We start from the raw sequence: 23,618 nt of genomic DNA on the forward strand, positions 1-23,618 counted from the left end.
TCGCCCCGGACGCCTCCCGTCCTGCTTTCCCCCCGTCCCTCTCCCGCGCCTCAGGGCCGCGGCGGCGCGCCGCGGCCTCCGACCGGCACCTGTTCCGGGTCCGCCTCCCGCGCTCCGTCCTCCAGTCGCTGGCCCTTGAGCAGGAACCACGCGGCGACGGCGGTCGCGAGCAGGACGACGGCGCCGGCCACGGCCGCGTAGTGCAGCCCCTGGACGAAGGAGTCCTGTGCGGCCGAGACCATGGTGCGTGCCAGTGGCGCCGGAAGGTGTTCCGCCGCCTCGACGGCCCCGCCCAGTGACTGGTGCGCCGCGTCGGCGAGGCCGGAGGGCACCCCGGGCGGGGCGCTGAAGTCGCGGTACACGCCGGTCACGATGGAGCCGAGCAGGGCGATCCCGAGGGCGGCGCCGAGTTCGTACGCCGTCTCGGACACGGCCGAGGCCGCCCCCGCCTGTTCCTTCGGTACGGCGGAGAGAATGACGTCGGCGGTGACGGTGAAGGAGAACCCGGCGCCGACGCCGACCACCAGCAGCACCGCGCCGAGCAGCGGGTAGCCCGTGTGCTGGCCGACGAACGCGACGGCCCCCAGCGCCACTCCGATCGCGGCGAGGCCCCCGGAGACGACGGCGCGCACCGAGAAGCGGCGGGCCACGACGCCCGCGACGAGCCCGGCCGCCACCGCGCCGACGGCGGAGGGCAGTTCGGCGAGCCCCGCCTCGAACGGCGGTCTGCCCTGCACGAGCTGGAGGAACTGGGAGAGGAAGAACACCAGCCCGGACAGGCCGAGGATGGTGAGCAGGTCGGCGAGGACGGCGGCGCTGAAACCCCGGTTGCGGAAGAGCCGCATGTCGAGCAGAGGTGCCTTCAGTGTCTGCTGGCGCCGCACGAACCACACGAGCAGCGCGACCCCGAGGACGCCGGTGACCGCGGCCTGAGCGTGGAAGCCGTGCGCGGCGGCCTCCTTGACGGCGTAGACGACGCCGATCATCCCGACCAGGGAGAGCGCCACGCTCGGCAGGTCCCAGGGTCCGGGCGCGGGGTTCTTCGACTCCGGCAGGAGCTTGAGGCCCACCACGACGAGGACCGCCATGACGGGCAGGTTGATGAGGAACACCGAGCCCCACCAGAAGTGCTCCAGCAGGAAGCCGCCGACGATCGGGCCGACCGCCATACCGGCCGAGGAGGCCGCGCCCCACACGCCGATCGCGAAGCTGCGTTCGCGCGGGTCGTGGAAGATGTTGCGGATCAGGGCCAGCGTCGAGGGCATGAGGGTGGCTCCCGCGACCCCGAGCAGCGCGCGGGCCACGATCAGCACCTCGGGGGTGTGCGCGTAGGCGGTGAGCACCGAGACCCCACCGAAGGCGACGGCGCCGAGCAGGAGGAGTTTCTTGCGGCCGATGCGGTCGCCGAGGCTGCCCATGGAGACGAGGAGCCCGGCGATGACGAAGGAGTAGACGTCGCCGATCCACAGCAGCTGGGTGCCCGAGGGGTGCAGGTCCTCGCTGATGAACGGCGTGGCCAGGCCCAGGACCGTGGCGTCCACCGCGACCAGCAGGACCGCGAGGACCAGCACCGCGAGGGCCAGCCAGCGGCCGAGCCTGCGCTCGGCGAGCGGGGCGGTGGTCGTCATGGCGTGTTCCTCCGGGCTCCGCCGAGCATCAGCTCGGTGACCATGTGCGGGTAGTCCTGCGCGGCGACCCGGCCGTCCACGACGCACCAGCCGCACGAGCCGATCAGCGCGTACAGGGCTTCGGTGAGCCAGACCGGGGTCAGGTCGATGCGGAACTCCCCGGCGAGCTGCCCGCGGGTGAACAGTTCGCCGAAGCGCCGGTCCAGCCGGGCCCAGCCCTCGTTTACCTGGTCGCCCTGGAAGAGCTGGTTCTCGGTGATGAGGAAGGACAGCAGCGGGGCGGCCGACTGGAGTTCGGCGACCACCCGGCGTACGGCCTCCTCGGCGGACCCCTCGGTGACCCGGGCCGCCTCGACGGCCGCCTCGCACTCGCGCAGCCCCAGCTCCTCCAGGGCGCGGACGAGCGCGTCGCGCCCCGCGAAGTGCCGGTGCAGGGTGGCCCGGCTGATGCCGGCGGCTCTGGCCACCTCGTCCATGGTCGCGCCCGAGGACCGCACCAGCAGGGTGGCGGCGGCGCGCAGGACCTGTTCCCGATCGACTGACATGACACGAGGCTACTTCAAATGAGACGTGAACGTCTCATTCGGCATGTCCATGTCTCGCTGAGGGTGATACGGCGGCGACGCCTGCCCTCAGCCACCCCGGAGTTCCGGGCGCCGCACGTGGGCCTAGGTGATGCTGGCAGCGTGCCTCCGTCCTCCACCGGGCACGTCCGCCGGGAGCCACCGCTGCTGTTCCTCGACGTCGACGGCCCGCTCAATCCGTTCGCGGCGCCCGGCCGCCGCCCGCCGCGCGGCTACACGGCGTACGCGATGCGCCCGGCGGGCTGGGCCTATCCGGAGCCGCTGCGGGTCCTGCTGAACGCCGAGCACGGCGAGCGGCTGCGGGCCCTGTCGCACCGCTACGCGCTCGTGTGGGCGACGACGTGGAGGGCGGCGGCGAACGAGTGGATCGGTCCGCGTCTGGGCCTGCCGCCGCTGCCGTACGTCGACTGGCCGCCGCTTTCACCGGGTGCGGCGGGGACCTTCTGGAAGACGCGCACCGTTCTGGAGTACGCGGGGCACCGGCCCTTCGCGTGGGTGGACGACGAGATCGGCGCGGCGGACCGGGAGTGGACCGGGCGCCACCACCGCGCGCCCGCGAACCTGATGCGGATCGACCCGGCGCGCGGGCTGGTGGACGACGACTTCACGGCCCTGGAGGAGTGGGCGGAGAGTCTGTGAGGGCCCGGCGCCGGGCTGCCGCGTCTACTGCCAGGGCAGTTCCGCGCGGCGCCGCCAGTACGCGCGCGGGTCCTCGACCAGGCGGGAGAGGCGTTCGACGCGGTCCTCGTCCAGGTCGGCGAGCGGGGCGTGCAGATGGGAGGCGAGCTGACCGGTGGTCGCCGCCCCGGACAGGACGACCGAGACCCAGGGCGCGCGCAGGACGAAGGCGAGGGCGACCGCGTCCGCGCCGAGGCCCAGTTCCTCCGCGACGGTGCGCAGCGCCTCGGGGGCGGCGTCCCCGGCCAGCCGCCCGTTGGCGAGCGCCTCCTTGACGATCACGGTGCGCCCGGCGGCGTGCGCCTCGGCGAGAGCGGGTCCCGCCGCGTGGTCCAGGGCGTTGTAGGTGGCCTGGACGGTGCCGAACAGGGGCTGGCCGGCGACCTCCACGGCGAGCGCGGCGCGGATCGCCTCGGCCTGCTCCGGGCCGCTCACGGACAGGCCGACCGTGACACCCTCGGCGCCGAGCGCGGCGAGGCGTTCGTGCAGGTCCTTGTCGGTCAGGGCCGGGCTGTCGGGGGTGACGGAGTGGATCTGGTAGAGGTCCAGCCGCCCGTCGAGCAGTTCGCGGCTCTCGGCGCGCTGGCGCTCGAAGGTGGCCGCCGTGTGGTCCTTCGTCTCGTGCGAGGGCGCGTCGGTGCGCCACCCGGCGGTGTAGGTGTATCCCCATTTGCTGCCGACGACGACGTCCGTGGCCTGCGGCCGGGCGGTGAGCCAGTCCGCGAGGAACTCCTCGGCGCGCCCGTAGGACCGCGCCACGTCGACGTAGCGCACGCCCTGCGCGTAGGCGGCGTCGAGCAGTTCGTGGGTGCGGGTCCGCAACTCCTCGACGGTGCGGCCCTCCGGCAGGTCGCGGTCCCGGCCGAGGTTGATGTAGCCGGGGCGGCCGACGGCGGCCAGGCCCAGTCCGATACGGGCGGTCGGGGTGGTGACGGCGGCCAGGCGGGCGAAGGACATGCGGCTCCCTCGGCGGTACGGGACGGGCGGCTCTGCCCCGGTCGGGGCGGGGACCGGCCGGTCGGTCGACCGGCCCCCGCTCCAACCTAACGGCTCGCGCCGCCCCCTGAACGTACCCCCTGCGGGGGCCGCGCCGCGCGGGGCGGCTCAGGCCACGCGGTCCTTGGCGTGCGCCCACTCCTGCTGGCGGGCCAGGCCGGCCTTGACCTCGGCGAGCTGGACGGCCACGGCGGAGGGCGCGGTTCCGCCGCGACCGTCGCGGGCGGCGAGGGCGCCGGGGACATTGAGGACGCCGCGCACCTCGGGGGTCAGGTGCGGGGAGATCTTCGCGAACTGCTCGTCGCTGAGCTGGTCGAGTTCGATGCCCTGGGCCTCGCACTCCTTGACGCACTCGCCGGCCACCTCGTGGGCGACGCGGAAGGGCACGCCCTGCTTGACGAGCCACTCGGCGATGTCGGTGGCCAGCGAGAAGCCGGCCGGGGCCAGCTCCTCCAGGCGCTCGCGGTGCACGGTGAGCGTCGCCATCATGCCGGTGAAGGCGGGGAGCAGGACCTCCAGCTGGTCGCAGGAGTCGAAGACCGGCTCCTTGTCCTCCTGGAGGTCGCGGTTGTACGCGAGCGGGAGGGCCTTGAGGGTCGCGAGCAGCCCGGTGAGGTTGCCGATGAGGCGGCCGGACTTCCCGCGCGCCAGCTCGGCGATGTCCGGGTTCTTCTTCTGCGGCATGATCGAGGAGCCGGTCGAGAAGGCGTCGTGCAGGGTGACGAAGGAGAACTCCTTCGTGTTCCAGAGAATGACCTCCTCCGCGATGCGCGACAGGTTGACGCCGATCATCGCGGTGATGAACGCGAACTCGGCGACGAAGTCCCGCGAGGCGGTGCCGTCGATGGAGTTGGCGACCGATCCGTGCTCGAAGCCGAGGTCGGCGGCGACGGCCTGCGGGTCCAGGCCGAGCGAGGAGCCGGCCAGCGCGCCCGAGCCGTACGGGGAGACGGCGGTGCGCTCGTCCCACTGGCGCAGCCGCTCGGCGTCCCGGGACAGCGACTGGACGTGCGCGAGGACGTGGTGGGCGAACAGCACGGGCTGGGCGTGCTGGAGATGGGTGCGGCCGGGCATCGCGACGTCCGGGTGGGCCTCGGCGAGGCCGACGAGGGCCTCCTGGAGCTCGGCGATCAGGCCGCCGATGATCCGGGCGTGGTCGCGCAGGTACATCCGGAACAGCGTGGCGACCTGGTCGTTGCGGGAGCGCCCGGCGCGCAGTTTGCCGCCGAGGTCGGCGCCGAGGCGTTCCAGCAGGCCACGCTCCAGGGCGGTGTGCACGTCCTCGTCGGCGATGGTTCCGGTGAAGGAGCCGTCCGCGACATCCGCCTCCAGGCGGTCGAGCCCGTCGAGCATCCGCCCGAGTTCCTCCGCGGTGAGCAGTCCGGCGGAGTGCAGGACGCGGGCGTGCGCGCGGGACCCGGCGATGTCGTAGGGGGCCAGCCGCCAGTCGAAGTGCACGGAGGCGGACAGCTTGGCCAGCGCCTCGGCCGGTCCATCCGCGAACCGGCCGCCCCAGAGCCGGACGTCACCGTTGTTGCTGCTCACTGCTTCTCCTCGGGAGGGTGGATGTGCGAGCGCCCCTTCACACTGGGTGAGGGGGCGGCCCTCAGGCTATGCCGCCGGTGGCCCAGCGCGGCCGGGGCCAGGTGCTTCTCCCCACGGTGCAGAACCCTGTTCCTGCATGAGTATGCAGTCCACCGCATGTTTCGTCAATCGTGGGGTGGGCGCCGCCTCAGCCCTCGCGCACCACGTCGGCGAGCACCCCGGCGTGGGAGTGCTCGACGTCCTTCGTGCCGGTGAGCAGGGTGAGCGGGCCTTGGGCGGCAAGAATCCTGAGGCGCCCCACGACTTCGGCACGCTCGGGTTCGGCGAGTTCCATGCGGTAGCGCTCGGCGAAGGCCTCGTACCGCTCGGATTCGTGGCCGTACCACTTGCGCAGTGCGGTGGAGGGCGCGGCGGCCTTGACCCATTCGTCGAAGTGCGCGCGCCGCTTCGACAGACCACGTGGCCACAGCCGGTCGACGAGGACCCGCGCACCGTCCCGCGCACCGGGTTCCTCGTAGGCCCGCCGGACGCGGATCTCGTGCGCCGGGTGCTTCTTCGCCGTCATGAGGGGTCCCTTCCGTCCGCCCCGCTCGCGATGCGGCGAGGAGCCCCCTCACTCATGGTGCGGCGGGCGGCGCGCCCGCGCCTCGCCGGGCGGCGCGTGCAGACTCTGCATTTATTGCGGACACTGCATATAATGCGTAGCCTGCAAACAAGGAAGGTAAGGGACATGGATGTGGACCGACGAGCGCGCAAGCTCGCAGCCAAACGCCGCGCGGTGAAGGGCGTCGCCGTGCGGCTGGCCCTGGAGAGAGGTCTGGAGGGGCTGACCGTCGAAGCGATCAGCGAGGCGGCCGACATCTCGCCTCGCACCTTCCACAACTACTTCGCGACCAAGGAGGACGCGCTGACCATGGAGTTGTCGTGGTCGCCCGAGGAACTCCTCGCTCTCTTCGGGGCCCGGCCGGCCGGGGAACCCGTACTGGAGTCGCTGCACGCGACTTTCCTGCACGTGGCCTCGGAACTGCACGGACAGCGGGAGGAGGCGGCCGCCTTCCAGGAGCTGTACCGCCGCCATCCCGAGCTGATCGCCGAGCGACGCCCCCGTCAGGCGGACGAACTGGTACGAACACTGGCCGGCGCGGTGGCCGCTCGCACCGGGCAGGACCCGGCGACCGACTTCGGCCCGACGCTCCTGGTGAACGCGGCACTCGCCGTCATGCAGGCCGCGGTCCGTTTCCAGTGGACCGCCGAGCAGGACAGGAGCGTCGAGGAACTGCTCTCCGAGGGGTTCGACGTTCTCCGCGAAGGGCTCCGGCGCTGACCCTCACCGCAGTGCACGCACCACCGGCCCGGGCACCGCCCCGTCCGGTGCCGCCCCCTACCCGAGTGACGGGAGATCCACCATGACCGAAGTGACACCAGCGCGGGCCCGGGAAGACGTCGATCCGCCGGAGGGCACAGGCCCCCGGCTGGTCCTGTACTCGCTGGTACTGACGTTGTTCCTCAGCGCACTGGACCAGACCGTCGTGGCGACCGCCCTGCCGACCGTCGCGGGTCGGCTGCACGGCCTGGACCACCTCGCCTGGGTGGTCACGGCCTACACGCTGACCGCCGGCGTCTCGATGCCGCTGTACGGCAAGCTCGGCGACATGTACGGGCGCAAGCCCCTGTTCGTCCTCGCCACGGTGCTGTTCGTCCTGGGCTCCGCGCTGTCCGGTCTCGCGCAGTCGATGGGGCAGCTCATCGCCTTCCGCGGCGTTCAGGGGCTGGGCGCGGGCGGCCTGATGGTGCTGGCCATGGCGATCGTCGCGGACGTCACCACCCCGCGCGAACGGGGGCGCTACATGGGCTTCTTCGGGGCCGTCTTCGGTGTCGCCTCCCTCGCGGGCCCGTTCGTCGGCGGTTTCCTCACCGACCACCTGAGCTGGCGGTGGGCCTTCTACGTCAATGTGCCGCTCGGTGCGATCGCCCTGCTGATCAGCGTCACCAGGCTGAAGCTGCCGAGGAGGAAGTCGCCGCACCGCGTCGACTATGCCGGAGCGCTCCTGCTCGCCGGGGCGATCGCCTGCGTCACCCTGGGCACCACCTGGGGCGGCCGGGAACAACCGTGGTCCTCCCCCACGATCCTCGGGCTCGGGGCCGGGTTCGTGGGGCTGCTGACCCTGTTCCTCGTGGTGGAGAGCCGGGCCGCTGAACCGCTCGTCCCACTGCGGCTGTTGCGTGATCCGACGTTCACCGTCGCCTCGGTGGCGACCGTGCTGGTGGGCACCGCGCTACTGGCCGGTGCGACGTACCTGCCGCTCTTCCTCCAGTTCACCGCCGGCGCCGACGCCACCTCCTCGGGTCTGCTGCTCTTCCCGATGATGGCCGGCATGATCTTCTCCTCCACCGTGGGCGGACGGCTGATCTCGCACTTCGCCCGGTACAAGTGGGCGCCGGTGCTGGGCTCGGCGCTCGCGGCGCTCGGAACCTTCCTGCTGAGCACCATGGACCTGCACACCGGCCGCTTACTGTCCGGCTCGTACATGGCGCTGCTCGGCCTCGGCATCGGCCTGGTCAGCCAGCCGCTGATGCTCGCGATCCAGACCAACGCACCCCGGGCCGACCTGGGGGCGGCGACCTCCACGGCCACCTTCGCCCAGCGGATCGGCGGGGCCGTCGGACTGTCCGTTCTCGGGGCCGTCTTCAACGGCCGGTTGGCCGGGGAGCTGGCCACCGAGGTCCCGGCCCGGCTGTCCTCGCAGGTGCCGGACACCGGGTCTCTCTCACCGAAGCTCGTCAACGCCCTGCCGGGGCCGCTGCGTGAAGGGGTGCGGACCGCGTTCTCCGACACGCTCACCGAGGTCTTCCTCTGGATGACGCCGCTGCTGATCGCGGGGTTCCTGCTCTCACTGACCCTCAGGAACGTCCGGCTCGGCGACGACGAGCCGGACGCCTGAGAACGCACGCCCGGACGAGCGGTGCGCCGCCACACGGCCCCCGCCGGCACGCGGGGGCCTTCCCGCCGGGGGAAAGGAGGGGAAGAATGGCCGGACATGGGAAAGACCTACGCACGCGTCGACGGCAGGCTCCGCACCTTCATCGAGGAACAACCGGTCTTCTTCACCGCGACCGCGCCCCTGTCCGGCGAGGGCACGGTCAACCTCTCCCCCAAGGGCCTGCGTGGTTCCTTCGCGGTGCTCGACCCGTACACCCTCGCCTACCTGGACTTCGCCGGGAGCAACGCCGAGACCATCGCCCATCTGCGGGAGAACGGCCGCATCACCCTCATGTGGTGCGCCTTCCAGGGGCCGCCGAACATCGTGCGGGTGCACGGCAGGGGGGAGCCGGTCTTCCGTGACGACCCGCGCTTCTCCGCGCTGCTGGACCACTTCCCGGACATCGACCCGCGGCTCCACGGGCTGCGCGCGGTGATCCTCGTCCACGCCGAGCTGATCAGGGACACCTGCGGGTACGCGGTCCCCTTCATGACGTACGACGAGGACCGAGACCTGCACGCCGGGCGCTTCGCCCGCGAGGACGACGACTCGCTGGACGCGTACTTCACCAAGAAGGAGCACGTCGCCAAGAGCATCGACGGGCTTCCCGGGCTGCCGCTCCCGCTGCCTCCCGCTACGTTCTGAAGGGTGACGAAAGCCCTGCGCGCCTGCGGCGCCCCGCTCGCCGCCGCCCTCGCCCTGACCGTCCTGGCCCCGCTGCCCGCCCACGCGAGTACTCCCCGCCCCCTGCCGTACCGGATGGCGGACACGGGCGGGGCCCGGCAGCTGATCACCGCCGTCGCGGGCCGCACCGCCTCGACGACGGGCACGCTCACCTGGTGGCAACGCGACCGCTCGGGCCGGTGGCGCGAGCGGGGCACGGCGCCCGCCCGCTTCGGCTCCGGCGGCCTCGCCGAGGGCCGCACCCGCATGCAGGGCACGAACACCACTCCGACGGGCCTGTACGGCCTGCCCTACGCCTTCGGCACCGAGCACGCCCCGCCCGGCACCCGGATCACGTACCGCCCGGTCACCGACGGCTCGTGGTGGTGCCAGGACAACCGCTCGCGCGCCTACAACCGCTGGAGCGAGCCACGCGCCGCCGACTGCCGCGCGAGCGAGGCGGAACACCTCGCCGACTACGCACAGCAGTACGCCCACGCCCTCGTGACCGGCTTCAACTACCGCCGCCCGGTGCGCGGCCGGGGCGCGGGCATCTTCCTGCACGTCAACGGGGCCGGGGCGACAGCCGGTTGCGTGTCGGTCCCCCAGGACACGATGCGCCGCCTGCTGCGCTGGGTACGGCCCGGGGCGCGGATCGCGGTGGGAACGGAAGGCGGCCGGACGGGGATCGAGCGGTACTGAGGCGGCCTTCGCCGCGCACCGGACGACCTTCCGTTCACGGCCTGACCAGGGGGGACACGGAGCGGCGGACCGACGCGAGAAGGTCGATGTAATGACCACATAATGAGACGCGCTTGCGTGAATATGAGACGGCGGCGTTCATTTGTGGCCATGCAGTCCGAATCCGCGCCCCCCTCCCCACAGCCCACGCCCGACTCCTCAGGAGCACGCGACAAGGCGGCCAGGCGCGCCGTCACCGTGTTCCCGGTCCTGGTCCTGCTCGCGGGTGCGGCCGGGCTCGTGGTGCCGGGCGCCTTCGACGGGTGGTCGGCGAACGTGCCGTACCTGCTGGGCGTGGTCATGTTCTGCATGGGGCTGACGATGACGCCGCTGGACTTCCAGGGTGTCGTGCGGCGTCCGTGGGCGGTGGCGATCGGGCTGGTCGCGCATTACGTGATCATGCCGGGGCTCGGCTGGATCATCGCCCATGTCCTCGGGCTGTCACCGCAGTTGGCGGCCGGGGTGATTCTCGTGGGCTGCGCGCCGAGCGGGACGGCCTCCAATGTGGTGACCTTCCTCGCGCGGGGCGACGTGGCCCTGTCGGTGTCGGTGGCCACGGTCTCGACCGTGCTCGCGCCGCTCGTGACGCCCCCGCTGACACTGCTGCTGGCGGGCGAGTACCTCTCGGTGGACGCCGGGTCGATGATGGGCGACATCCTCAAGACGGTGCTGCTGCCGGTGCTCGGCGGGCTGCTCGTACGGCTCGTGGCGGGCCGGCTGGTGGAGCGGGTGCTGGGTGCCATGCCGTGGCTGTCCTCGGTGGCGATCGCCGCGATCGTGGCGGCCGTGGTCTCCGCGAGCGCCGCGTCGATCAAGTCCGCGGCCGTCACCGTCCTGATCGCCGTCGTCCTGCACAACGGCCTCGGGCTCGCGCTGGGTTACGGCGCCGGCAAGGCCACCGGCCTGGGCGCTCCCGCGAGTCGCGCGATGGCCTTCGAGGTCGGTATGCAGAACTCGGGCCTCGCCGCCTCTCTCGCCACCGCCCACTTCAGCCCGCTCGCCGCGCTGCCGGCCGCCGTGTTCTCGGTCTGGCACAACATCTCCGGCGCCGTGGTGGCGGCGTTCATGGCCCGCCGGTCCCGGCGCCGCGAGGAGGGCACCGAAGGTGCGACGGAGGGCGGCGTGAGTGACGTGGCGATCGCGGGGGAATCCGTCTGAGGGGCCAGGAGGCGCCCGGGGCCCCGGGGCAAGCCCCCTCGAAGCGAGGAGACCGCTCATGAAGACCGCCGTCCCGCACGAGGTGCTGCTCGTCGGAGGCCGCTGCGGTGTCGGCAAGACCACGGTGGGCTACGAGGTGTCGGCCCAGCTCCGGGCGGCCCGGATCGCGCACTGCCTGATCGAGGGCGACAACCTGGACCAGGCCTTCCCCGCCCCGGCCGGTGATCCCGTCCGGACGAGGATGACGGAGACGAACCTCGCGGCGCTCTGGGGCAACTACGCCGCCCTGGGCTATCGCAGGCTGATCTACACCAACACCGTCTCGGTCCTGGAGCCCGACATGATCGCCCGCGCCGTGGGGGGCGGTCCCCGGATCGTCGCGGTACTGCTGACCGCCGGGGAGGCGACGGCACGACAGCGGCTCGGCGCCCGTGAGATCGGCAGCGGGCTCGACGTCCACGTGTCCCGCAGCACGGCGATGGCCGAACACCTGGAGGCGGCGGCACCGTCGTCGGTGGTGCGGGTGGCGACCGACGGCCGTTCCGTCGAGGACATCGCCCGCGAGGTCCTCGACACCACCGGCTGGACGGCTCGCCCGGGGCCGGCCGTGGAGGCCGGCCCCGGGCCGTGGCGGTAGCGGCTACACCAGGGCCACGGCGAAGGACGCGAAGGCGAGCACGATGACGCCGACGCGAAGGTAGTGGTAGCGGTCCCAGCGGCCCAGCTGCTCCCGCCAGTCCTCCGGCGGGCCCTCGACCGACCACCGCGCGGAACGCGTGTTGGTCGGCACGAGCAGCAGGACCGACAGCACGATGCTCGCCACGAGCAGCGCGGCACCGGCGACGACGTACGGGGCCCCGTCCTCGCCCCAGGCCAGAGCGGCCCACACGGCGCCGAGCACGAGCGAGGAGAAGTACCAGACCGGCATGGCGCGGCCGAGGATCCGCGCCCCGTCGCTGCGGGCGTTCAGTCCGCCGTTGTCCGGGAGCCGGTCGAGGATCGGGTTGACGAACACCGCCACCGCGAACTCCACGCCCACCATCACGCCGACGACGACGATCGTGACGACGGCAAGTATGTCCTGCATGTCCCCTCCCAAGGGCGTTATCTAGCGGCGCTAGACAGTGATGCGATGCTAGACATGCCAGCGCTCCTTTGTCTAGCGGTGCTAGAATCTCTGCATGTCCGTACATGAACGCAAGGAACGCGAGCGGGCCGACCGCCATCGGCTGATCGTCCGCACAGCCCGCGAACTCGCCGAGTCCCAGGGCTGGGGCGCCGTGACCACGCGCCGGCTCGCCGAGCAGATCGAGTACAGCCAGCCCGTGCTGTACAGCCATTTCCGGGGCAAGAGGGAGATCGTCGGCGCGGTCGCCGTGGAGGGCTCGGCCGAACTGGCGGCCGCCCTGCGCGCCGCGGTGGCGGGAGGGCTCACCGGCCACGCGGCGGTCGGCGCGGTGGCCCGCGCCTACGTCGACTTCGCCGAACGCAACCCGGCCCTGTACGACGCGCTCTTCCTCCTCGACAACGGCCTCCGTTACGCCGAGGAGGACACCCCGGCCGCGTTGCGCGAGGCCTTCGCGGCCCTCGGGGAACCGTTCACCGGCTACCCGGGGTCCGACGGGACCGGGCTGGTGGTCGAGACGTTCTGGGCCGCGCTGCACGGACTGGTGACCCTCACCCGGGCCGGGCGGCTGCCCGCCGAAGCGGCCGCCGACCGCCTGACCCTGCTGGCCGACCGCTTCGCGCCACGACCACAGGAGCCTGCCGTGGACGCCGAGGAGGGTACCGACTGAGCAGGACTCATCCGCCGTCGCGCACAGCGGAGTTGACTCTCTCCATGCGCACGCGTGGCGGACTGGTGAGCGTCGGCCCTACTGTGGCGCGGTGAGCCAGGATGCCCTTCGCGGTCGCACGGTCCGTCTCGTACCGCTGTCCACCGAGCACGCCGAAGCCCTCTTCCCCTCCGCCTCCGACCCGGAGGTGTGGCGCTGGATGCCACGGCCGCGCCCCGAGACCGTGGCGCAGACCCGCACGATGCTGAGCGGGCTGCTCGCGGACCCGGCCCGGCGGTCCTTCGCGGTGCGGCGCCTGTCCGACGACGCGGTGATCGGCGCGACCGGCCTGTACGACCTCGACCTCGACGAGGGCCGCACGGAGGCGGGCACGACCTGGTTCGACCGGTCCTGCTGGGGCGGCCCCTACAACGTCGAGTCCAAGCTGCTGCTGTTCGGCCACGCCTTCGACGCGTTGCGGCTCGCCCGGCTCGCGCTGCGCACCGACGAGCTCAACGTGCGCTCGCAGCGCGCTCTGAGCGCGCTCGGCCTCGTGTACGAGGGGTTGCGCAGCCATATGAAGCGCCGGGACGGCACGCGCCGCGACTCCCTGTACTACAGCGTGCTCGCGGACGAGTGGCCCGCCCTCCGGGAGCGACTGCGGGCCAGGGTCGCCGCCAAGTCAGCGCTCTGACGAGGAGATCAGGAGCCGGCCGCGGGCGCCGCGGTGGCCGGGTGCCCGGTCCGGCCGGGGGGCGTCGACGGCCGGCGGCGGAACACGGCGTCGACGATGTCCCCTCTGTCCCGCGCGTGGCCGGCCAGCCAGAGTCCGAGCTGGTGGCCGGCGCCCGTGAGCCGGAGGACGGAGAGGTCCGCCCGGGTGGCCAGCGCGGAGTGCAGCAGTTCGGTCACACCCTCGGGGATGACGGCGTCCCGCTCGGGCACGACGAGCAGCGCGCGGCCGCCGAAGCGCGCGTAGGCGGCGAGCGCGGGACTGTCGCGCCAGCTCTCCGGGCGCCGGATCAGCTCGGTGAACCCGTCACCGAAGGGGACGTCCTGGGCGGCCGCCCCGTAGATGCCCGGCGCGCACAGGACGAGGGCGGTGACCCGGCTGCCGTACCGTTCCAGCAGATCGGCGACGGTCTGGCCGCTCATGCTGAACCCGACCAGGATCAGGGGGCGTTCGGCGTCGAAGACCTCGTCGATGACGGCCGCCGCCTGGTCGCGTCGCCGTCTCAGGCTGAGGTGGCGCAGCTCCCCCGTGCTCCCTCCGTGGCCGGAGAAGTCCGGGGCGAGGGCGGGGTGGCCGTGCGCCGCGAAGTCCTCGGCGAGCGGCAGGACCCGTTCCTTGTCCCCGTGGCCGGCGCCGTGCAGGAGCACGACACCGCGGGCCCCCTCGGTCTCGTCCCGCGGTGTCACGGTGAGCAGGCTGAGCTGTTCGCCGTCGGCGAGGTGTGTGGTTCTGCGGACGACGGTGTTCATCGCGGCTCCCGGCTCAGTGGACGCGTGGGCGTGGTGGGCGTGGTGGCAGTGGGCACAGCAGTAGTGCAGCACAGGAGCTGGTGACGGCCGCTGCGGCCCCCGTGGGCAGCGAGGCCGCACTGGCCCTCTCGTCACCGGCCTCTCGTTGACCCGCCGGTGCCGTCGCTGGGATAGTGCGGTGGTGCATCCGCAGCCGTGCCTGACCCGCCGTCGCCATGTCGACCTGTGCCGGCAGTCCGCCGGGCTGTGTCGTCGGCCCGCGTCCCGCTGACGTCCGCGGCGCCGTCCTGCCGGTGCGGCCCCTCGTCCGTACGCGCGGACGACACCCTCCGCGCAACCACCCCGAAGCCTCATCTGCGTGCCACCGGTCCGTCGGCGCGTGAACCGTCCGGAGCCCCCATGCCCCCGTCGTACTCCCCCGCAGAAACCGAAGCGACCGAGGAGCCGCGCTCCTGCTGTGCTCCCGGGCGGCCGCACCCGCACACGGGCCACGAGGACGGGGAAGGCGCGGGCGGCGGGCCGGTGTTCGTTCCGCTGGGCGGCTCGCCCGGAGCGGCGGCGCGGCCCGCGCCGCACACCATGGCGAAGCTCGACGGCGGCACCTTCCTGATGGGGGACGCCTTCGGGGAGGGGTACTGGTCGGACCGCGAGGGGATGGCACGGCCCGTGACGGTGGCGCCGTTCGCGATCGACACGACGGCTGTCACCAACGCGCGCTTCGCCGCCTTCGTGGAGGCGACCGGCTACCGCACGGACGCCGAACGGATCGGCGACTCCTTCGTGTTCCACCTGCTCGTCCCGGCGGGCGCCGAGGCCCACGTCCTCGGGTCGGTGCCCGCCGCCCCGTGGTGGCTCGGGGTGGAGGGCGCCTGCTGGCAGCGTCCCGAGGGGCCGGGGTCCGATCTGGTGGGGCGTGCGGAGCATCCCGTGGTGCACGTCTCGCACCGGGACGCCCTCGCGTACTGCGCGTGGGCGGGGCTGCGGCTGCCGTCCGAGGCGGAGTGGGAGTACGCGGCGCGCGGCGGCCTGGTGGGGGCGCGGTACCCGTGGGGGGACGAGCTGACGCCGGGCGGCGAGGAGCGCTGCAACATCTGGCGGGGCGAGTTCCCGCACCGGTCGGCGCGGCCGGGCGGCCGTACCGGCACCGTCCCGGTCACCGACTACCCGCCCAACGGGTACGGGCTGTTCAACATGTCGGGCAACGTGTGGGAGTGGTGCGCCGACCTCTTCGCGCCCGGGCAGCCGGTGATCCGGGGTGGTTCGTACCTGTGCCACGCCTCGTACTGCAACCGCTACCGGGTCGCGGCCCGGTCCCACAACACGGCGGACTCCTCCACCGGCCACGGCGGCTTCCGCTGTGCGCGGGACCTGCCGGGACCGGTGGAGGAGTCCAGGGGTGAACCGGGGCGCCGTCCTCAGCCGGCGCCGTAGGTGCGTACGTAGTCGAAACGGGCCGTCGCTCCCGACCGGTTGAGGGAGACGAGGCCGATCTTCAGGTCCCCCTTCACCGGCAGGGTCCAGGTGCCGGACGGCGACCAGTGGACGCCGTCCCGGCTCGACGAGGCGGTCACCTCGTGCTCGTGGTGCGCGGTGTCGAGGTGGTGGGCCAGGCGCAGCCACAGCGTGTCCGCGGTCGGGCCGCCGAACATGGGGGCGTTGGCGACCGGGGTGGGCGGGGTCGTGGTGGGCCGCTCCCCCTCCTTGCCGAACTCGGTGACGTGCAGGAGCTGTCCGTCGCCACCGGCCAGCGGCAGGACGGAGTGCACGAGTTTGAACCAGCGGTCGTCGTTCTCGTAGAGGACGAGTCCCGCCTGCTGGGAGGCCTGTCCCGGTGCGAAGCCGAGTCTGGTCTCGACGGTGTAGTCCCCGGCCGGGGCGGGCCGGGTGAGGACGGAGGCGGTGTTGTCGCCGAGGTACAGCTCGGCGTCCTGCGTGGGCCAGGTCAGGGCCGTGCCGTCGGCGCGCACCCCGGGCGCGGCGCCGCGCACCCACTGCCAGGGGGAGCCGGCGGCGGTGCCCGGTACGGTCGTGGAGCCGAACTCGTCGCTGTAGGCGGGCAGCAGGGGCCCGGTCTTCGGCTGGTCCACGCGCCGGGTGACCGGCTGGTACAGGGCGGTGGCGCCCACGTTGTCGGCCTCGGCGCCGGGGCCGCGCGCGAGCACTCCGACGGCTCCTTCGCGTACGGCGGCGGCCGGCAGGGTGCGGGTCTGGCGGCCCACCGGGTCGCCGAGCCGGTCGCTGGTGACCTCGACGGTCAGCCGGGTGCCGCGCACCTCGGCGGCGACGTTGTGCCAGGTGTCCCACGAGAAGCCGGAGGGCAGCGCGGAGACCTGCTCGCCGCTGCTGGTGCCGCGTACCCGTACGTCGGTGACGAGGGCGCCGCGGGCCCGGTCGAGCCGTACGGTGACCTGGTTGTCCGGGTTCTGGTGGGCGAGGGTCAGCCCGGCCGCCCCGCCGGGCGCGCGCACCCGCAGTTCGGCCTCGGCGCGCAGCGCGGCGGGGGCCTTCGCGGTGGTGACGAGGTAGGCGGGCGCGGTACCGGAGCCGGTGTGGGTGACGTATCCCCCGGCGTCCTGTTCGGTGGCGCGGGACCAGCCGCCGGTGCCCGCGCCCTGCGCGCTCCAGCCGTCCAGCCCGTCCGCGGTGAAGGCGCCCCCGGCCGTCCAGGTGGTCACCGGGGCCTGTTGCGGGGTGTCGGAGGGGCCGGCGCCCGCGCGGACGACGGGCCAGCCGTCGATCCAGTCGAGCCGGTCGACGAGCATGGGCCTGCGGGTGAGTTTCAGGCTGCCCCCGGAGGCGGGCGCGAGGTCGGGGGCCTCAGCGGGGATGCCGTGGTAGACGAGCCAGTCCTGGCCGGACAGGTCGGTCTGGACGGCGTTGTGCCCGGGGCCGATCCAGCGGTCGCCGTTCGCGCCGACCACCCGGCCGGCCTTGCTGGTGAGGGCCATCAGGTCGGTGCCCTCGTCGTCGGTGAAGGGTCCGGTGGGGCGGGTGGAGCGGCCGGCCTTGACCTGGTAGCCGCTGTAGGCGCCGTCGCAGCAGCCCGCGTCGGAGTAGAACAGGTAGTAGTAGTCCTCGTGCCGTACGACGAAGCCGCCCTCCATGCGGCGGCCGCGCGCGATCTGGGTGACGGTGCCCTCGGTGCGGGTGCGGTCGGCGTTCAGCCGGGCCACGCACAGCGTGTCGTAGCTGCCCCAGTAGAGGTAGGGGGTGCCGTCGGAGTCGGTGAACTGGGCCTGGTCGATGGAGCCGGAGGGGCAGCCGCTGTTCGCGGGCAGGACGGGGCCCCGGTCGGTCCACGGCCCGGTCGGGGTGGGCGCCGTGACCAGCCCGATGTTCCCCGCGCCGGGCACGGAGTAGTACAGGTAGTACTGGCCGAAGGCGTAGCGGATGTCGGGGGCCCACAGCCGTGAGCCCTTGTTCCATGCGGGGCGGGTCTGCGGGGTGAACACCTCACCCGCGTACGTCCAGTGGGTCAGGTCAAAGGAGCGCAGGATGGGCAGGATGCGTTCCCCGTCCTCGCCCGCGGACTGGAAGACGGGGTTCTGGGTGCCGTAGGCGTACCAGTAGCCGTCCTTGGCGCGGATGGTGGTGGGGTCGGGGAAGGTGTCGACGGTGCCGGCCGTGACGGGATTGGTGTACGTGGCGGCGGCCTGACCGGGCCGGGCGCCGGGCGCGGGGGCGGCGAACGCCTGTGGTGGTCCGGCCGTCAACAGGCAGAGCAGGGCGGTGAGCACGGTGGTCCAGCGGGCGGTGCGCCCGGCGGTCGTACGTCTCATGGGCTCTCCCGGTTCGCGGGTTCCTTCTCGAAACTGCTGAGGGTCAGATCGAGATCGAGGTCCCCGATGTCGTACATCGAGGCCATCCAGTGGTGGAAGTTGTCGCCGCGTTCGCGCAGCAGCGTGTACAGGCGGGTGGTGAGCCTGCGCCGGGTCTCGGCGAACTCCGGGTGTTCGTAGCGGTTGTGAAGTTCGTCGGGGTCGGCGAGGAGGTCGTACAGCTCGTTGACCGACTCGGGGTTGACGACGAGTTTGTGGCGTTCGTCGCGGATCATGCGCTGCGGGTACGGGAAGTGGTGCCCGTGGTACTCGGCGAGGATCTCCGTGGGCCAGTCGGGCTGTTCGCCGCGTACGAGGCCGAGCAGGCTGCGGCTGTCGACGGCCGGGGAGGGGTCGCAGCCGGCGAGTTCCAGCAGGGTCGCCGTGCAGTCGGTGAGGTTGACGAGTTCCTCGCGCACCTGCGGCGGGGCGCCGGGGACGCGGATGATGCCGGGGATGCGGTAGATGTCCTCGTACATCGCGGGGCCCTTGTCGTGCAGCCGGTGGGCGCCGGTGAACTCGCCGTGGTCGGCGGTGAAGAAGACGGAGGTGGTGTCCTGAAGGCCGAGTTCGTCGAGCCGGGTGAGGATGCGGCCGATCTGCTCGTCGATGAGGGTGACGTACCCCCAGTACACGGCGATGAGCTTGCGGGAGACCTCGGCGGGCATCGTGTCGTACGCCCAGTGCGCGCTGTAGTTGTGCTGCACGGGCGGTTTGCCGGCGAAGGTCTCGGCGGTCGAGGCGGGCAGTTCGACGAGCGCCGGGTCGTACAGGTCGTAGTACTCCTCGGGCAGCAGGTAGGGCAGGTGCGGGCCGAAGAAGTGGGTGGCGAGGAAGAAGGGCCGCCCGTCGGCCGCGTACCGCTCCAGGTGTTCGATGGCGCGCGTGGCGAGGTAGTACTCGAAGGTGGCCTCGACGGGCTGGTGCAGCCGGGCCGCCATCAGGTTGCCCGGGTTGCCGTTGGGCAGGGTGCCGCGCACGGGCTCCGAGATGCGGTACGGGGGCAGCCCGTTGTCCTCCAGGTAGGCGAGGTAGTCGGGGTGGTCGACGGGGTTGTGCCAGCCCGGCAGGTCGGGCCCCTCGAAGCCGTAGGAGGCCGCGTTGCGGTGGGTGCCGCCGTGCCATTTGCCGATCAGGCCGAGCTGGTAGTCGCGGGCGGCGAGGGCCGAGGAGAAGGTGAAGGCGTCGTCGCGCAGGTCCTCCAGGTAGCCGACGTTGCGCTCGTAGTTGGCGAGCAGGCGGTGGCGGAAGGGGGCCTGGCCGGTGAGCAGGCTCGCGCGGGCCGGGGTGCAGATCGCGGTGGGGGTGTAGAAGCGCTCGAAGCGGGTGCCGGTGGCGGCCAGCCGGTCGAGGTGCGGGGTCGCGACGTGCGGGTTGCCGTAGGCGCCCAGGGTGTCGACGCGGTGCTGGTCGGTCATGAGGAACAGGAGGTTCACCGGGGGCGTGCCTGCGGCCTTCGTGTCGGGGTTCTGCCCGGTCAGCGGGCCCGGGCCGGGGGGAGGCGGGGTCACCGGGTGTGGGCCTTGGTGTAGAGGTCGCCGTCGTAGAACTCCTCGGGGTCCTTCGCGGCGGGGAGCTGGCCGGTGGAGACGAAGAAGTCCTCCAGTCCCTTGAACCAGCCCGCGACGGTGCCGTCCCCGGTCTTGGCGACGAGGTCCTTGGTGGACAGCGTCTTGACGTGCGAGGCGTCCTTCTCGACCTGGGAGGCGTCGACCTTGAGCAGCTTCGCGGCCGAGGCGACGGACTCCTCGGGGTGCGTGAAGCGGTAGTCGTTGGCCTCCTGGAGTACCTTGACGACCTTCTCGCGCAGTGCGGGCTTGACGGAGGTGCCGGCGACGAAGGCCGTGGGGAAGGCCCGGTCGGTGAACTGCTCGGTGCTCGCGAGTTCCCTGGTGTCGGGCTTCTTCGCCTTGATGGTGTCGATGGCCGGGTACCAGAAGCCGGCGGCGTCGATCTTCCCGGCGACGAAGGCCGAGACGAGGGCCGTCGCGTCGAGCGGCACCTTCTGGATGTCCTTCTCGCTCAGTCCGGCCTTCTGGAGCGCGAGGTTGAGCACCATCTCGCCGGAGGTGCCCTCGGGGACGCCGACCTTCTTGCCCTTGAGGTCCTTGACGGAGTCGATGCCGGGACGGGCGATGACGCGGTCGGCGTAGGTCAGGGTGTCCACGGCGACGATGCGGGCCTTGCCCGAGGCCGGGAGCCAGACGGCGCCGGGGCCGATGTACCCGAAGTCGAGATCGTGGGTGCCCAGGGCCTGGATCTGCACGGGGCCGTTGGTGAAGTTCTTGTAGTCGGCGGACAGGCCCTGCTTCTTCCACAGCCCGCGTTCGTCGGCGATGGCGAGGAGGCTCGCGCCGTTGTAGTCGCCGATGTAGCCGAAGCGGACCTTCTGCGTGCCCTTGCCGTCCCCTCCTCCGGAGCCGGAGCCGGAGTCGCCGGAGCACGCGCTCAGGCCGAGGGTCAGCGCGAGCACGGGGGCGAGGGCGAGGGCCTTCAGGGCAGGCCGGGATGAACGCATGGCGGTCCTTCGTGACGGGGAGGGGCTGGTGCGGATGCGGTGCGGTGGGTTCAGGCGGGGGTGGTGGCCGTCGGCTGGTGGTACACGGCGTGCCACACCTCGTTGCGGATCCGGGCGAACTCCGGTGAGAGCCGGATCTCCTCGGTGCGCGGGTAGGGCAGGTCGACGTCGACGATCCGGTCGACGCGGCCGGGCCGCGCGGCCATCACGACGACGCGCCGGGCGAGGTAGACGGCCTCGTCGACGTCGTGGGTGATGAACAGGACGGTGCGGCGCTGTTCGCTCCAGGTGGCGAGCAGCCGGTCCTGGAGCTGGACCCGGGTGAGGGCGTCGAGCGCCCCGAACGGCTCGTCCATGAGCAGGACCTGGGGGTCGACGGCGTAGGCGCGGGCGATGGCGCAGCGCTGCTTCATCCCGCCGGAGAGGGTCTTGGGCAGGGCGTCCGCGAAGTCGCCGAGGCCCACGAGCGCGATGGCCCGTTCGGCGCGTTCGTGGCGTTCGCGGGCCGGTACGGAGGCGAGTTTGAGCCCGAACTCGACGTTGCCGCGCACGGTGAGCCAGGGGAAGAGGGCGTACTGCTGGAAGATCACGCCGCGTTCGGGCCCCGGTCCGGTCACCGGTCGTCCGTCCACCAGCACCTCGCCCGAGGTGGGCCGGGTGAGCCCGGCCGCGAGGTTGAGCAGGGTGGACTTCCCGCAGCCGGAGGGGCCGACGACGGTGACGAACTCCTCGTCGGCGATGTCCAGCGACACGCGGTCGAGTGCGGTGAGGACGCCGTCCTTGAGGGGGAAGGTCCGGCCGGCCTCGCGGAAGGAGATCTTGGCGGTCATCGGCGCTCCTGCCAGCGGGTGACGCGTCGTTCGGCGATCAGCAGCAGCCGGTCCATGAGCAGACCGAGCACACCGATGCTGATGAGCCCGACGAAGATGGAGGGGAGGTCGTAGAAGAGCTGCGCGTGCTGCATCAGGTAGCCGAGCCCGGCCGGCGCGTTGAGGAGTTCGGCGGCCACGAGGGTCGACCAGGACGCCCCGAGCCCGATGCGCATGCCGACCATGAGGAAGGGCGCGGAGGCGGGCACCACGACGCGCAGGAAGATCTGCCGGTCGCGGGCGCCCAGGACCCGCGCCGCGTCGAGCAGGGTCCGTTCCACCGAGACCACGCCCTGGAAGGCGGCGAGGACGCTCGACAGGAAGGCGGCCAGGAAGATCACGAAGACCTTCGGGACCTCGCCGATGCCGAACACCACGATGACCAGCGGCAGCAGCGCGAGCGGCGGGATCGTGCGGAAGAACTGCACGTACGGTTCCAGCAGCCCGCGCGCCACCGGGTACCAGCCCATCAGGAAACCGACGGGTACGGCGGCGACGGTGCCGAGGGCGAAGCCGAGCACCACCCGGCGCAGGCTCGCGAGGACGTCGTCGGCGAGGGTCCCGTCCGCCGCCAGCTCCCCGCCCTTGCGGGCGACGGAGACGGGCCCGGGCAGCCCCTGGACGTCGAGGGCCGCCGCCAGCGCCCACAGGCCGAGGCCGAGGGCCAGGGCGAGGAGGTTGAGGACGGGACCGGGTATCCGGGGGCCGCGCCGCCCGGGCGCGGGGGCTTGTTCCGCCGCGCGCTCGGGAGGCGCGGGTACGGGAGGGGGCGGGGAGGAGGCGTCCTGCGGCGCCTTGGAGAGGCTCATGCGTCCACCGGTGGTCTCAGAAGGGGGCTGCCGGTGCGGGTGGCGGACTCGCGGTCCGGCGGGACGGGTACGGGGGCGGGCGCTGCCGGAGCCCGCGGCGGGAGGGGGGCGGCGGGCGAGGGCGCGGAGTGCAGGGCGAGGGCGATCCCGCCGAGGGCCCCGCCGCGCTCCCCGAGTGCCGCGCCGACCACCCGCACCCGGCTGCGGGCGGCGGGCAGCAGGTGCCGGTCCAGGGCGCTTCGCAGCGGTCCGGTCAACGCCTCCTCGGCCGCGAGGAGTTCACCGCCGAGGACGACGGTTCCCGGTCCGACGGCGTTGCACACGGAGGCGAGGACCTGCCCGGTGAGCCGCCCGGCGCGTTCGAGCACGGCCAGGGCCCGGGGATCGCCGCGGCGCACGGCCGCGATCAGCTCACCGAGCCCTTCGGCCGTCCCGCCGTGTTCCCGGTACGCGTCCAGGACGGCGCCGACCGAGGCGACCGTCTCCAGGCAGCCGGCGCCTCCGCAGCCGCAGGGCCGCCCGTCCTCCTCGACGGTGATGTGCCCGAACTCGCCCGAGAGGCCGCCGAGACCGCGGTGCAGGGCCCCGCCCAGCAGCAGGCCGCCGCCGACCCCGTGCGACAGCCGCAGGTACAGCGTGTCGGCGCTGCCCACCGCCGCGCCCCAGGTGGCCTCCGCGAGCGCGGCCAGCCGCGTGTTGTTGTCGGCCAGGACGGGGGCGCCGAAGCGTTCGGCGAGCAGGCGTACGGGTTCCTCGTGCTCGCGGAACCGGGGCTCGGCGGCGGACACGTCCGGGTCGGGGTCCGCGACGGGGACGGGGCCGACCAGGCCCACGCCGATGGCACCGACCACCCCCAGGGCGGACAGCCGCAGCGATCCGGCGTCGATCGAGCCGACGAGCCGCTCGGCCAGCGCCACCCGCCGAGGCCAGGGCAGTCGGGGGGCGTGCTCGGCCCCCGCCGTCCCGATGATCTCGTGGGCGACGTTGGCGACCGCCACGTGGACCGCGCGCCGCGCGAAGTCGATGCCCACGGCCTGTCCGGTGGCCGGGTTGAGCCGCAGCCGCTCCACGGGACGGCCCCGTTTGCGCGGGGCCGGGCTGGCGGGCTCCCCCACCACGGCGCCGCTGGAGACGAGGGTGGCCACGATGTCGTGCAGGGTGGTGCGCGACAGCCCGGCCCGGTGGCCGAGTTCGGCGCGGCTCTGCGGTCCGTGCCGGCGCAGCAGGCCGAGGACCAGTTCCTCGTGCCCGCGCCGCAGCCGGGTCAGGGGGCCGTCTTGGAGGTGCATGGGAGCCAGCATGAGGACTGACAGATTTTTTAGTCAACGTCCCGGAAAAATGTTCTTGTTGCCGCAACACGGCGCCACAAAGCC

Annotated in this window: 23 protein-coding genes; 10 read left to right on the forward strand and 13 right to left on the reverse strand. The window is 72.8% G+C overall.

What is annotated here, in order from left to right; genetic code table 11:
- Positions 1–50 precede the first annotated feature (50 nt).
- Together AB0J21_RS23850 and AB0J21_RS23855 are read right to left on the reverse strand one after the other, a co-directional pair.
- A complete protein-coding gene (locus AB0J21_RS23850) occupies positions 51–1,628 on the reverse strand; it encodes an MFS transporter (RefSeq protein WP_363148106.1) in 1,578 nt (525 codons plus the stop codon).
- On the reverse strand, positions 1,625–2,173 hold the full coding sequence (locus AB0J21_RS23855; protein ID WP_363148107.1) for a TetR/AcrR family transcriptional regulator: 549 nt from the start codon (positions 2,171–2,173) through the stop codon (positions 1,625–1,627). The genes AB0J21_RS23850 and AB0J21_RS23855 overlap by 4 nt, the downstream gene beginning before the upstream one ends.
- A 141-nt stretch (positions 2,174–2,314) precedes the next feature.
- Here AB0J21_RS23855 and AB0J21_RS23860 point away from each other — a divergent pair, with 141 nt between their 5' ends.
- Entirely contained in the window at positions 2,315–2,851 is a 537-nt protein-coding gene (locus AB0J21_RS23860) for an HAD domain-containing protein (RefSeq protein WP_363148108.1), read from the forward strand.
- 24 nt (positions 2,852–2,875) lie between these two features.
- Here the strand turns inward: AB0J21_RS23860 and AB0J21_RS23865 are convergent, their stop codons facing one another.
- The 3 genes from AB0J21_RS23865 to AB0J21_RS23875 form a co-directional block, all read right to left on the reverse strand.
- Positions 2,876–3,847 carry an aldo/keto reductase gene (locus AB0J21_RS23865; RefSeq protein ID WP_363148109.1) on the reverse strand — a complete coding sequence of 324 codons (972 nt, stop codon included), beginning with the start codon at positions 3,845–3,847 and terminating at the stop codon, positions 2,876–2,878.
- Between the two features lie 147 nt (positions 3,848–3,994).
- A complete protein-coding gene (argH, locus tag AB0J21_RS23870) occupies positions 3,995–5,431 on the reverse strand; it encodes an argininosuccinate lyase (RefSeq protein ID WP_363148110.1) in 1,437 nt (478 codons plus the stop codon).
- Between the two features lie 187 nt (positions 5,432–5,618).
- Complete coding sequence (locus AB0J21_RS23875) at positions 5,619–5,996, reverse strand: DUF488 family protein (RefSeq protein ID WP_363148111.1); 378 nt, start codon at positions 5,994–5,996, stop codon at positions 5,619–5,621.
- 165 nt (positions 5,997–6,161) lie between these two features.
- On the opposite strand from AB0J21_RS23875, the gene AB0J21_RS23880 reads away from it, so the two are divergent.
- The 6 genes from AB0J21_RS23880 (at position 6,162) to AB0J21_RS23905 (ending at position 11,611) form a co-directional block, all read left to right on the forward strand.
- Positions 6,162–6,755, forward strand: a complete 594-nt coding sequence (locus AB0J21_RS23880) for a TetR family transcriptional regulator (protein ID WP_363148112.1) — start codon at positions 6,162–6,164, stop codon at positions 6,753–6,755.
- Between the two features lie 82 nt (positions 6,756–6,837).
- Positions 6,838–8,373 carry an MDR family MFS transporter gene (locus AB0J21_RS23885; protein WP_363148113.1) on the forward strand — a complete coding sequence of 512 codons (1,536 nt, stop codon included), beginning with the start codon at positions 6,838–6,840 and terminating at the stop codon, positions 8,371–8,373.
- 96 nt (positions 8,374–8,469) lie between these two features.
- Positions 8,470–9,057: a pyridoxamine 5'-phosphate oxidase family protein gene (locus AB0J21_RS23890; RefSeq protein ID WP_363148114.1), complete on the forward strand. Its 588-nt coding sequence runs from the start codon at positions 8,470–8,472 to the stop codon at positions 9,055–9,057.
- 54 nt (positions 9,058–9,111) lie between these two features.
- Complete coding sequence (locus AB0J21_RS23895) at positions 9,112–9,777, forward strand: L,D-transpeptidase family protein (protein WP_363148189.1); 666 nt, start codon at positions 9,112–9,114, stop codon at positions 9,775–9,777.
- Between the two features lie 150 nt (positions 9,778–9,927).
- Positions 9,928–10,974 carry a bile acid:sodium symporter family protein gene (locus AB0J21_RS23900; protein WP_363148115.1) on the forward strand — a complete coding sequence of 349 codons (1,047 nt, stop codon included), beginning with the start codon at positions 9,928–9,930 and terminating at the stop codon, positions 10,972–10,974.
- Positions 10,975–11,032: 58 nt separating this feature from the next.
- Positions 11,033–11,611 carry a hypothetical protein gene (locus AB0J21_RS23905; protein WP_363148116.1) on the forward strand — a complete coding sequence of 193 codons (579 nt, stop codon included), beginning with the start codon at positions 11,033–11,035 and terminating at the stop codon, positions 11,609–11,611.
- A gap of 3 nt (positions 11,612–11,614) precedes the next feature.
- Here the strand turns inward: AB0J21_RS23905 and AB0J21_RS23910 are convergent, their stop codons facing one another.
- The gene (locus AB0J21_RS23910; RefSeq protein ID WP_363148117.1) at positions 11,615–12,061 is read right to left on the reverse strand and encodes a DUF1772 domain-containing protein; all 447 of its coding nucleotides are present in this window, start codon (positions 12,059–12,061) and stop codon (positions 11,615–11,617) included.
- Between the two features lie 94 nt (positions 12,062–12,155).
- On the opposite strand from AB0J21_RS23910, the gene AB0J21_RS23915 reads away from it, so the two are divergent.
- A complete protein-coding gene (locus tag AB0J21_RS23915; RefSeq protein WP_363148118.1) occupies positions 12,156–12,770 on the forward strand; it encodes a TetR/AcrR family transcriptional regulator in 615 nt (204 codons plus the stop codon).
- Between the two features lie 91 nt (positions 12,771–12,861).
- Positions 12,862–13,443, forward strand: coding sequence for a GNAT family protein (locus AB0J21_RS23920; protein ID WP_363148119.1), 582 nt, complete (start codon positions 12,862–12,864; stop codon positions 13,441–13,443).
- A gap of 8 nt (positions 13,444–13,451) precedes the next feature.
- Here the strand turns inward: AB0J21_RS23920 and AB0J21_RS23925 are convergent, their stop codons facing one another.
- A complete protein-coding gene (locus AB0J21_RS23925; RefSeq protein ID WP_363148120.1) occupies positions 13,452–14,231 on the reverse strand; it encodes an alpha/beta fold hydrolase in 780 nt (259 codons plus the stop codon).
- 579 nt (positions 14,232–14,810) lie between these two features.
- On the opposite strand from AB0J21_RS23925, the gene AB0J21_RS23930 reads away from it, so the two are divergent.
- A complete protein-coding gene (locus AB0J21_RS23930) occupies positions 14,811–15,662 on the forward strand; it encodes a formylglycine-generating enzyme family protein (protein WP_363148190.1) in 852 nt (283 codons plus the stop codon).
- Here AB0J21_RS23930 and AB0J21_RS23935 read toward each other — a convergent pair.
- The 6 genes from AB0J21_RS23935 to AB0J21_RS23960 all read right to left on the reverse strand — a co-directional run bounded on the left by AB0J21_RS23935 (position 15,647) and on the right by AB0J21_RS23960 (position 23,546).
- Positions 15,647–18,010 carry a family 43 glycosylhydrolase gene (locus AB0J21_RS23935; RefSeq protein WP_363148121.1) on the reverse strand — a complete coding sequence of 788 codons (2,364 nt, stop codon included), beginning with the start codon at positions 18,008–18,010 and terminating at the stop codon, positions 15,647–15,649. The genes AB0J21_RS23930 and AB0J21_RS23935 overlap by 16 nt on opposite strands.
- Positions 18,007–19,485, reverse strand: a complete 1,479-nt coding sequence (locus AB0J21_RS23940) for a sulfatase-like hydrolase/transferase (protein ID WP_363148191.1) — start codon at positions 19,483–19,485, stop codon at positions 18,007–18,009. The genes AB0J21_RS23935 and AB0J21_RS23940 overlap by 4 nt, the downstream gene beginning before the upstream one ends.
- A 71-nt stretch (positions 19,486–19,556) precedes the next feature.
- Positions 19,557–20,567, reverse strand: a complete 1,011-nt coding sequence (locus tag AB0J21_RS23945) for an aliphatic sulfonate ABC transporter substrate-binding protein (protein WP_363148122.1) — start codon at positions 20,565–20,567, stop codon at positions 19,557–19,559.
- A gap of 50 nt (positions 20,568–20,617) precedes the next feature.
- Complete coding sequence (locus AB0J21_RS23950; protein ID WP_363148123.1) at positions 20,618–21,397, reverse strand: ABC transporter ATP-binding protein; 780 nt, start codon at positions 21,395–21,397, stop codon at positions 20,618–20,620.
- On the reverse strand, positions 21,394–22,245 hold the full coding sequence (locus AB0J21_RS23955) for an ABC transporter permease (RefSeq protein ID WP_363148124.1): 852 nt from the start codon (positions 22,243–22,245) through the stop codon (positions 21,394–21,396). The genes AB0J21_RS23950 and AB0J21_RS23955 overlap by 4 nt, the downstream gene beginning before the upstream one ends.
- Positions 22,242–23,546 (reverse strand): ROK family protein, encoded by a 1,305-nt coding sequence (locus AB0J21_RS23960; protein WP_363148125.1) that lies wholly within the window; start codon positions 23,544–23,546, stop codon positions 22,242–22,244. The genes AB0J21_RS23955 and AB0J21_RS23960 overlap by 4 nt, the downstream gene beginning before the upstream one ends.
- Positions 23,547–23,618: the final 72 nt, after the last annotated feature.

The sequence above is a fragment of the Streptomyces sp. NPDC049954 genome (assembly GCF_040656295.1).
Taxonomy (GTDB): domain Bacteria; phylum Actinomycetota; class Actinomycetes; order Streptomycetales; family Streptomycetaceae; genus Streptomyces.

Coding starts and splice junctions, on each gene's coding strand:
- AB0J21_RS23915 (WP_363148118.1), top strand. CDS start 12,156: ATGTCCGTACATGAACGCAAGGAACGCGAGCGGGCCGACCGCCATCGG.
- AB0J21_RS23930 (WP_363148190.1), top strand. CDS start 14,811: ATGGCGAAGCTCGACGGCGGCACCTTCCTGATGGGGGACGCCTTCGGG.
- AB0J21_RS23905 (WP_363148116.1), top strand. CDS start 11,033: ATGAAGACCGCCGTCCCGCACGAGGTGCTGCTCGTCGGAGGCCGCTGC.
- AB0J21_RS23885 (WP_363148113.1), top strand. CDS start 6,838: ATGACCGAAGTGACACCAGCGCGGGCCCGGGAAGACGTCGATCCGCCG.
- AB0J21_RS23945 (WP_363148122.1), bottom strand. CDS start 20,567: ATGCGTTCATCCCGGCCTGCCCTGAAGGCCCTCGCCCTCGCCCCCGTG.
- AB0J21_RS23955 (WP_363148124.1), bottom strand. CDS start 22,245: ATGAGCCTCTCCAAGGCGCCGCAGGACGCCTCCTCCCCGCCCCCTCCC.
- AB0J21_RS23880 (WP_363148112.1), top strand. CDS start 6,162: ATGGATGTGGACCGACGAGCGCGCAAGCTCGCAGCCAAACGCCGCGCG.
- AB0J21_RS23850 (WP_363148106.1), bottom strand. CDS start 1,628: ATGACGACCACCGCCCCGCTCGCCGAGCGCAGGCTCGGCCGCTGGCTG.
- AB0J21_RS23855 (WP_363148107.1), bottom strand. CDS start 2,173: ATGTCAGTCGATCGGGAACAGGTCCTGCGCGCCGCCGCCACCCTGCTG.
- AB0J21_RS23960 (WP_363148125.1), bottom strand. CDS start 23,546: ATGCTGGCTCCCATGCACCTCCAAGACGGCCCCCTGACCCGGCTGCGG.
- AB0J21_RS23865 (WP_363148109.1), bottom strand. CDS start 3,847: ATGTCCTTCGCCCGCCTGGCCGCCGTCACCACCCCGACCGCCCGTATC.
- AB0J21_RS23910 (WP_363148117.1), bottom strand. CDS start 12,061: ATGCAGGACATACTTGCCGTCGTCACGATCGTCGTCGTCGGCGTGATG.
- AB0J21_RS23925 (WP_363148120.1), bottom strand. CDS start 14,231: ATGAACACCGTCGTCCGCAGAACCACACACCTCGCCGACGGCGAACAG.
- AB0J21_RS23890 (WP_363148114.1), top strand. CDS start 8,470: ATGGGAAAGACCTACGCACGCGTCGACGGCAGGCTCCGCACCTTCATC.
- AB0J21_RS23900 (WP_363148115.1), top strand. CDS start 9,928: ATGCAGTCCGAATCCGCGCCCCCCTCCCCACAGCCCACGCCCGACTCC.
- AB0J21_RS23935 (WP_363148121.1), bottom strand. CDS start 18,010: ATGAGACGTACGACCGCCGGGCGCACCGCCCGCTGGACCACCGTGCTC.
- AB0J21_RS23875 (WP_363148111.1), bottom strand. CDS start 5,996: ATGACGGCGAAGAAGCACCCGGCGCACGAGATCCGCGTCCGGCGGGCC.
- AB0J21_RS23950 (WP_363148123.1), bottom strand. CDS start 21,397: ATGACCGCCAAGATCTCCTTCCGCGAGGCCGGCCGGACCTTCCCCCTC.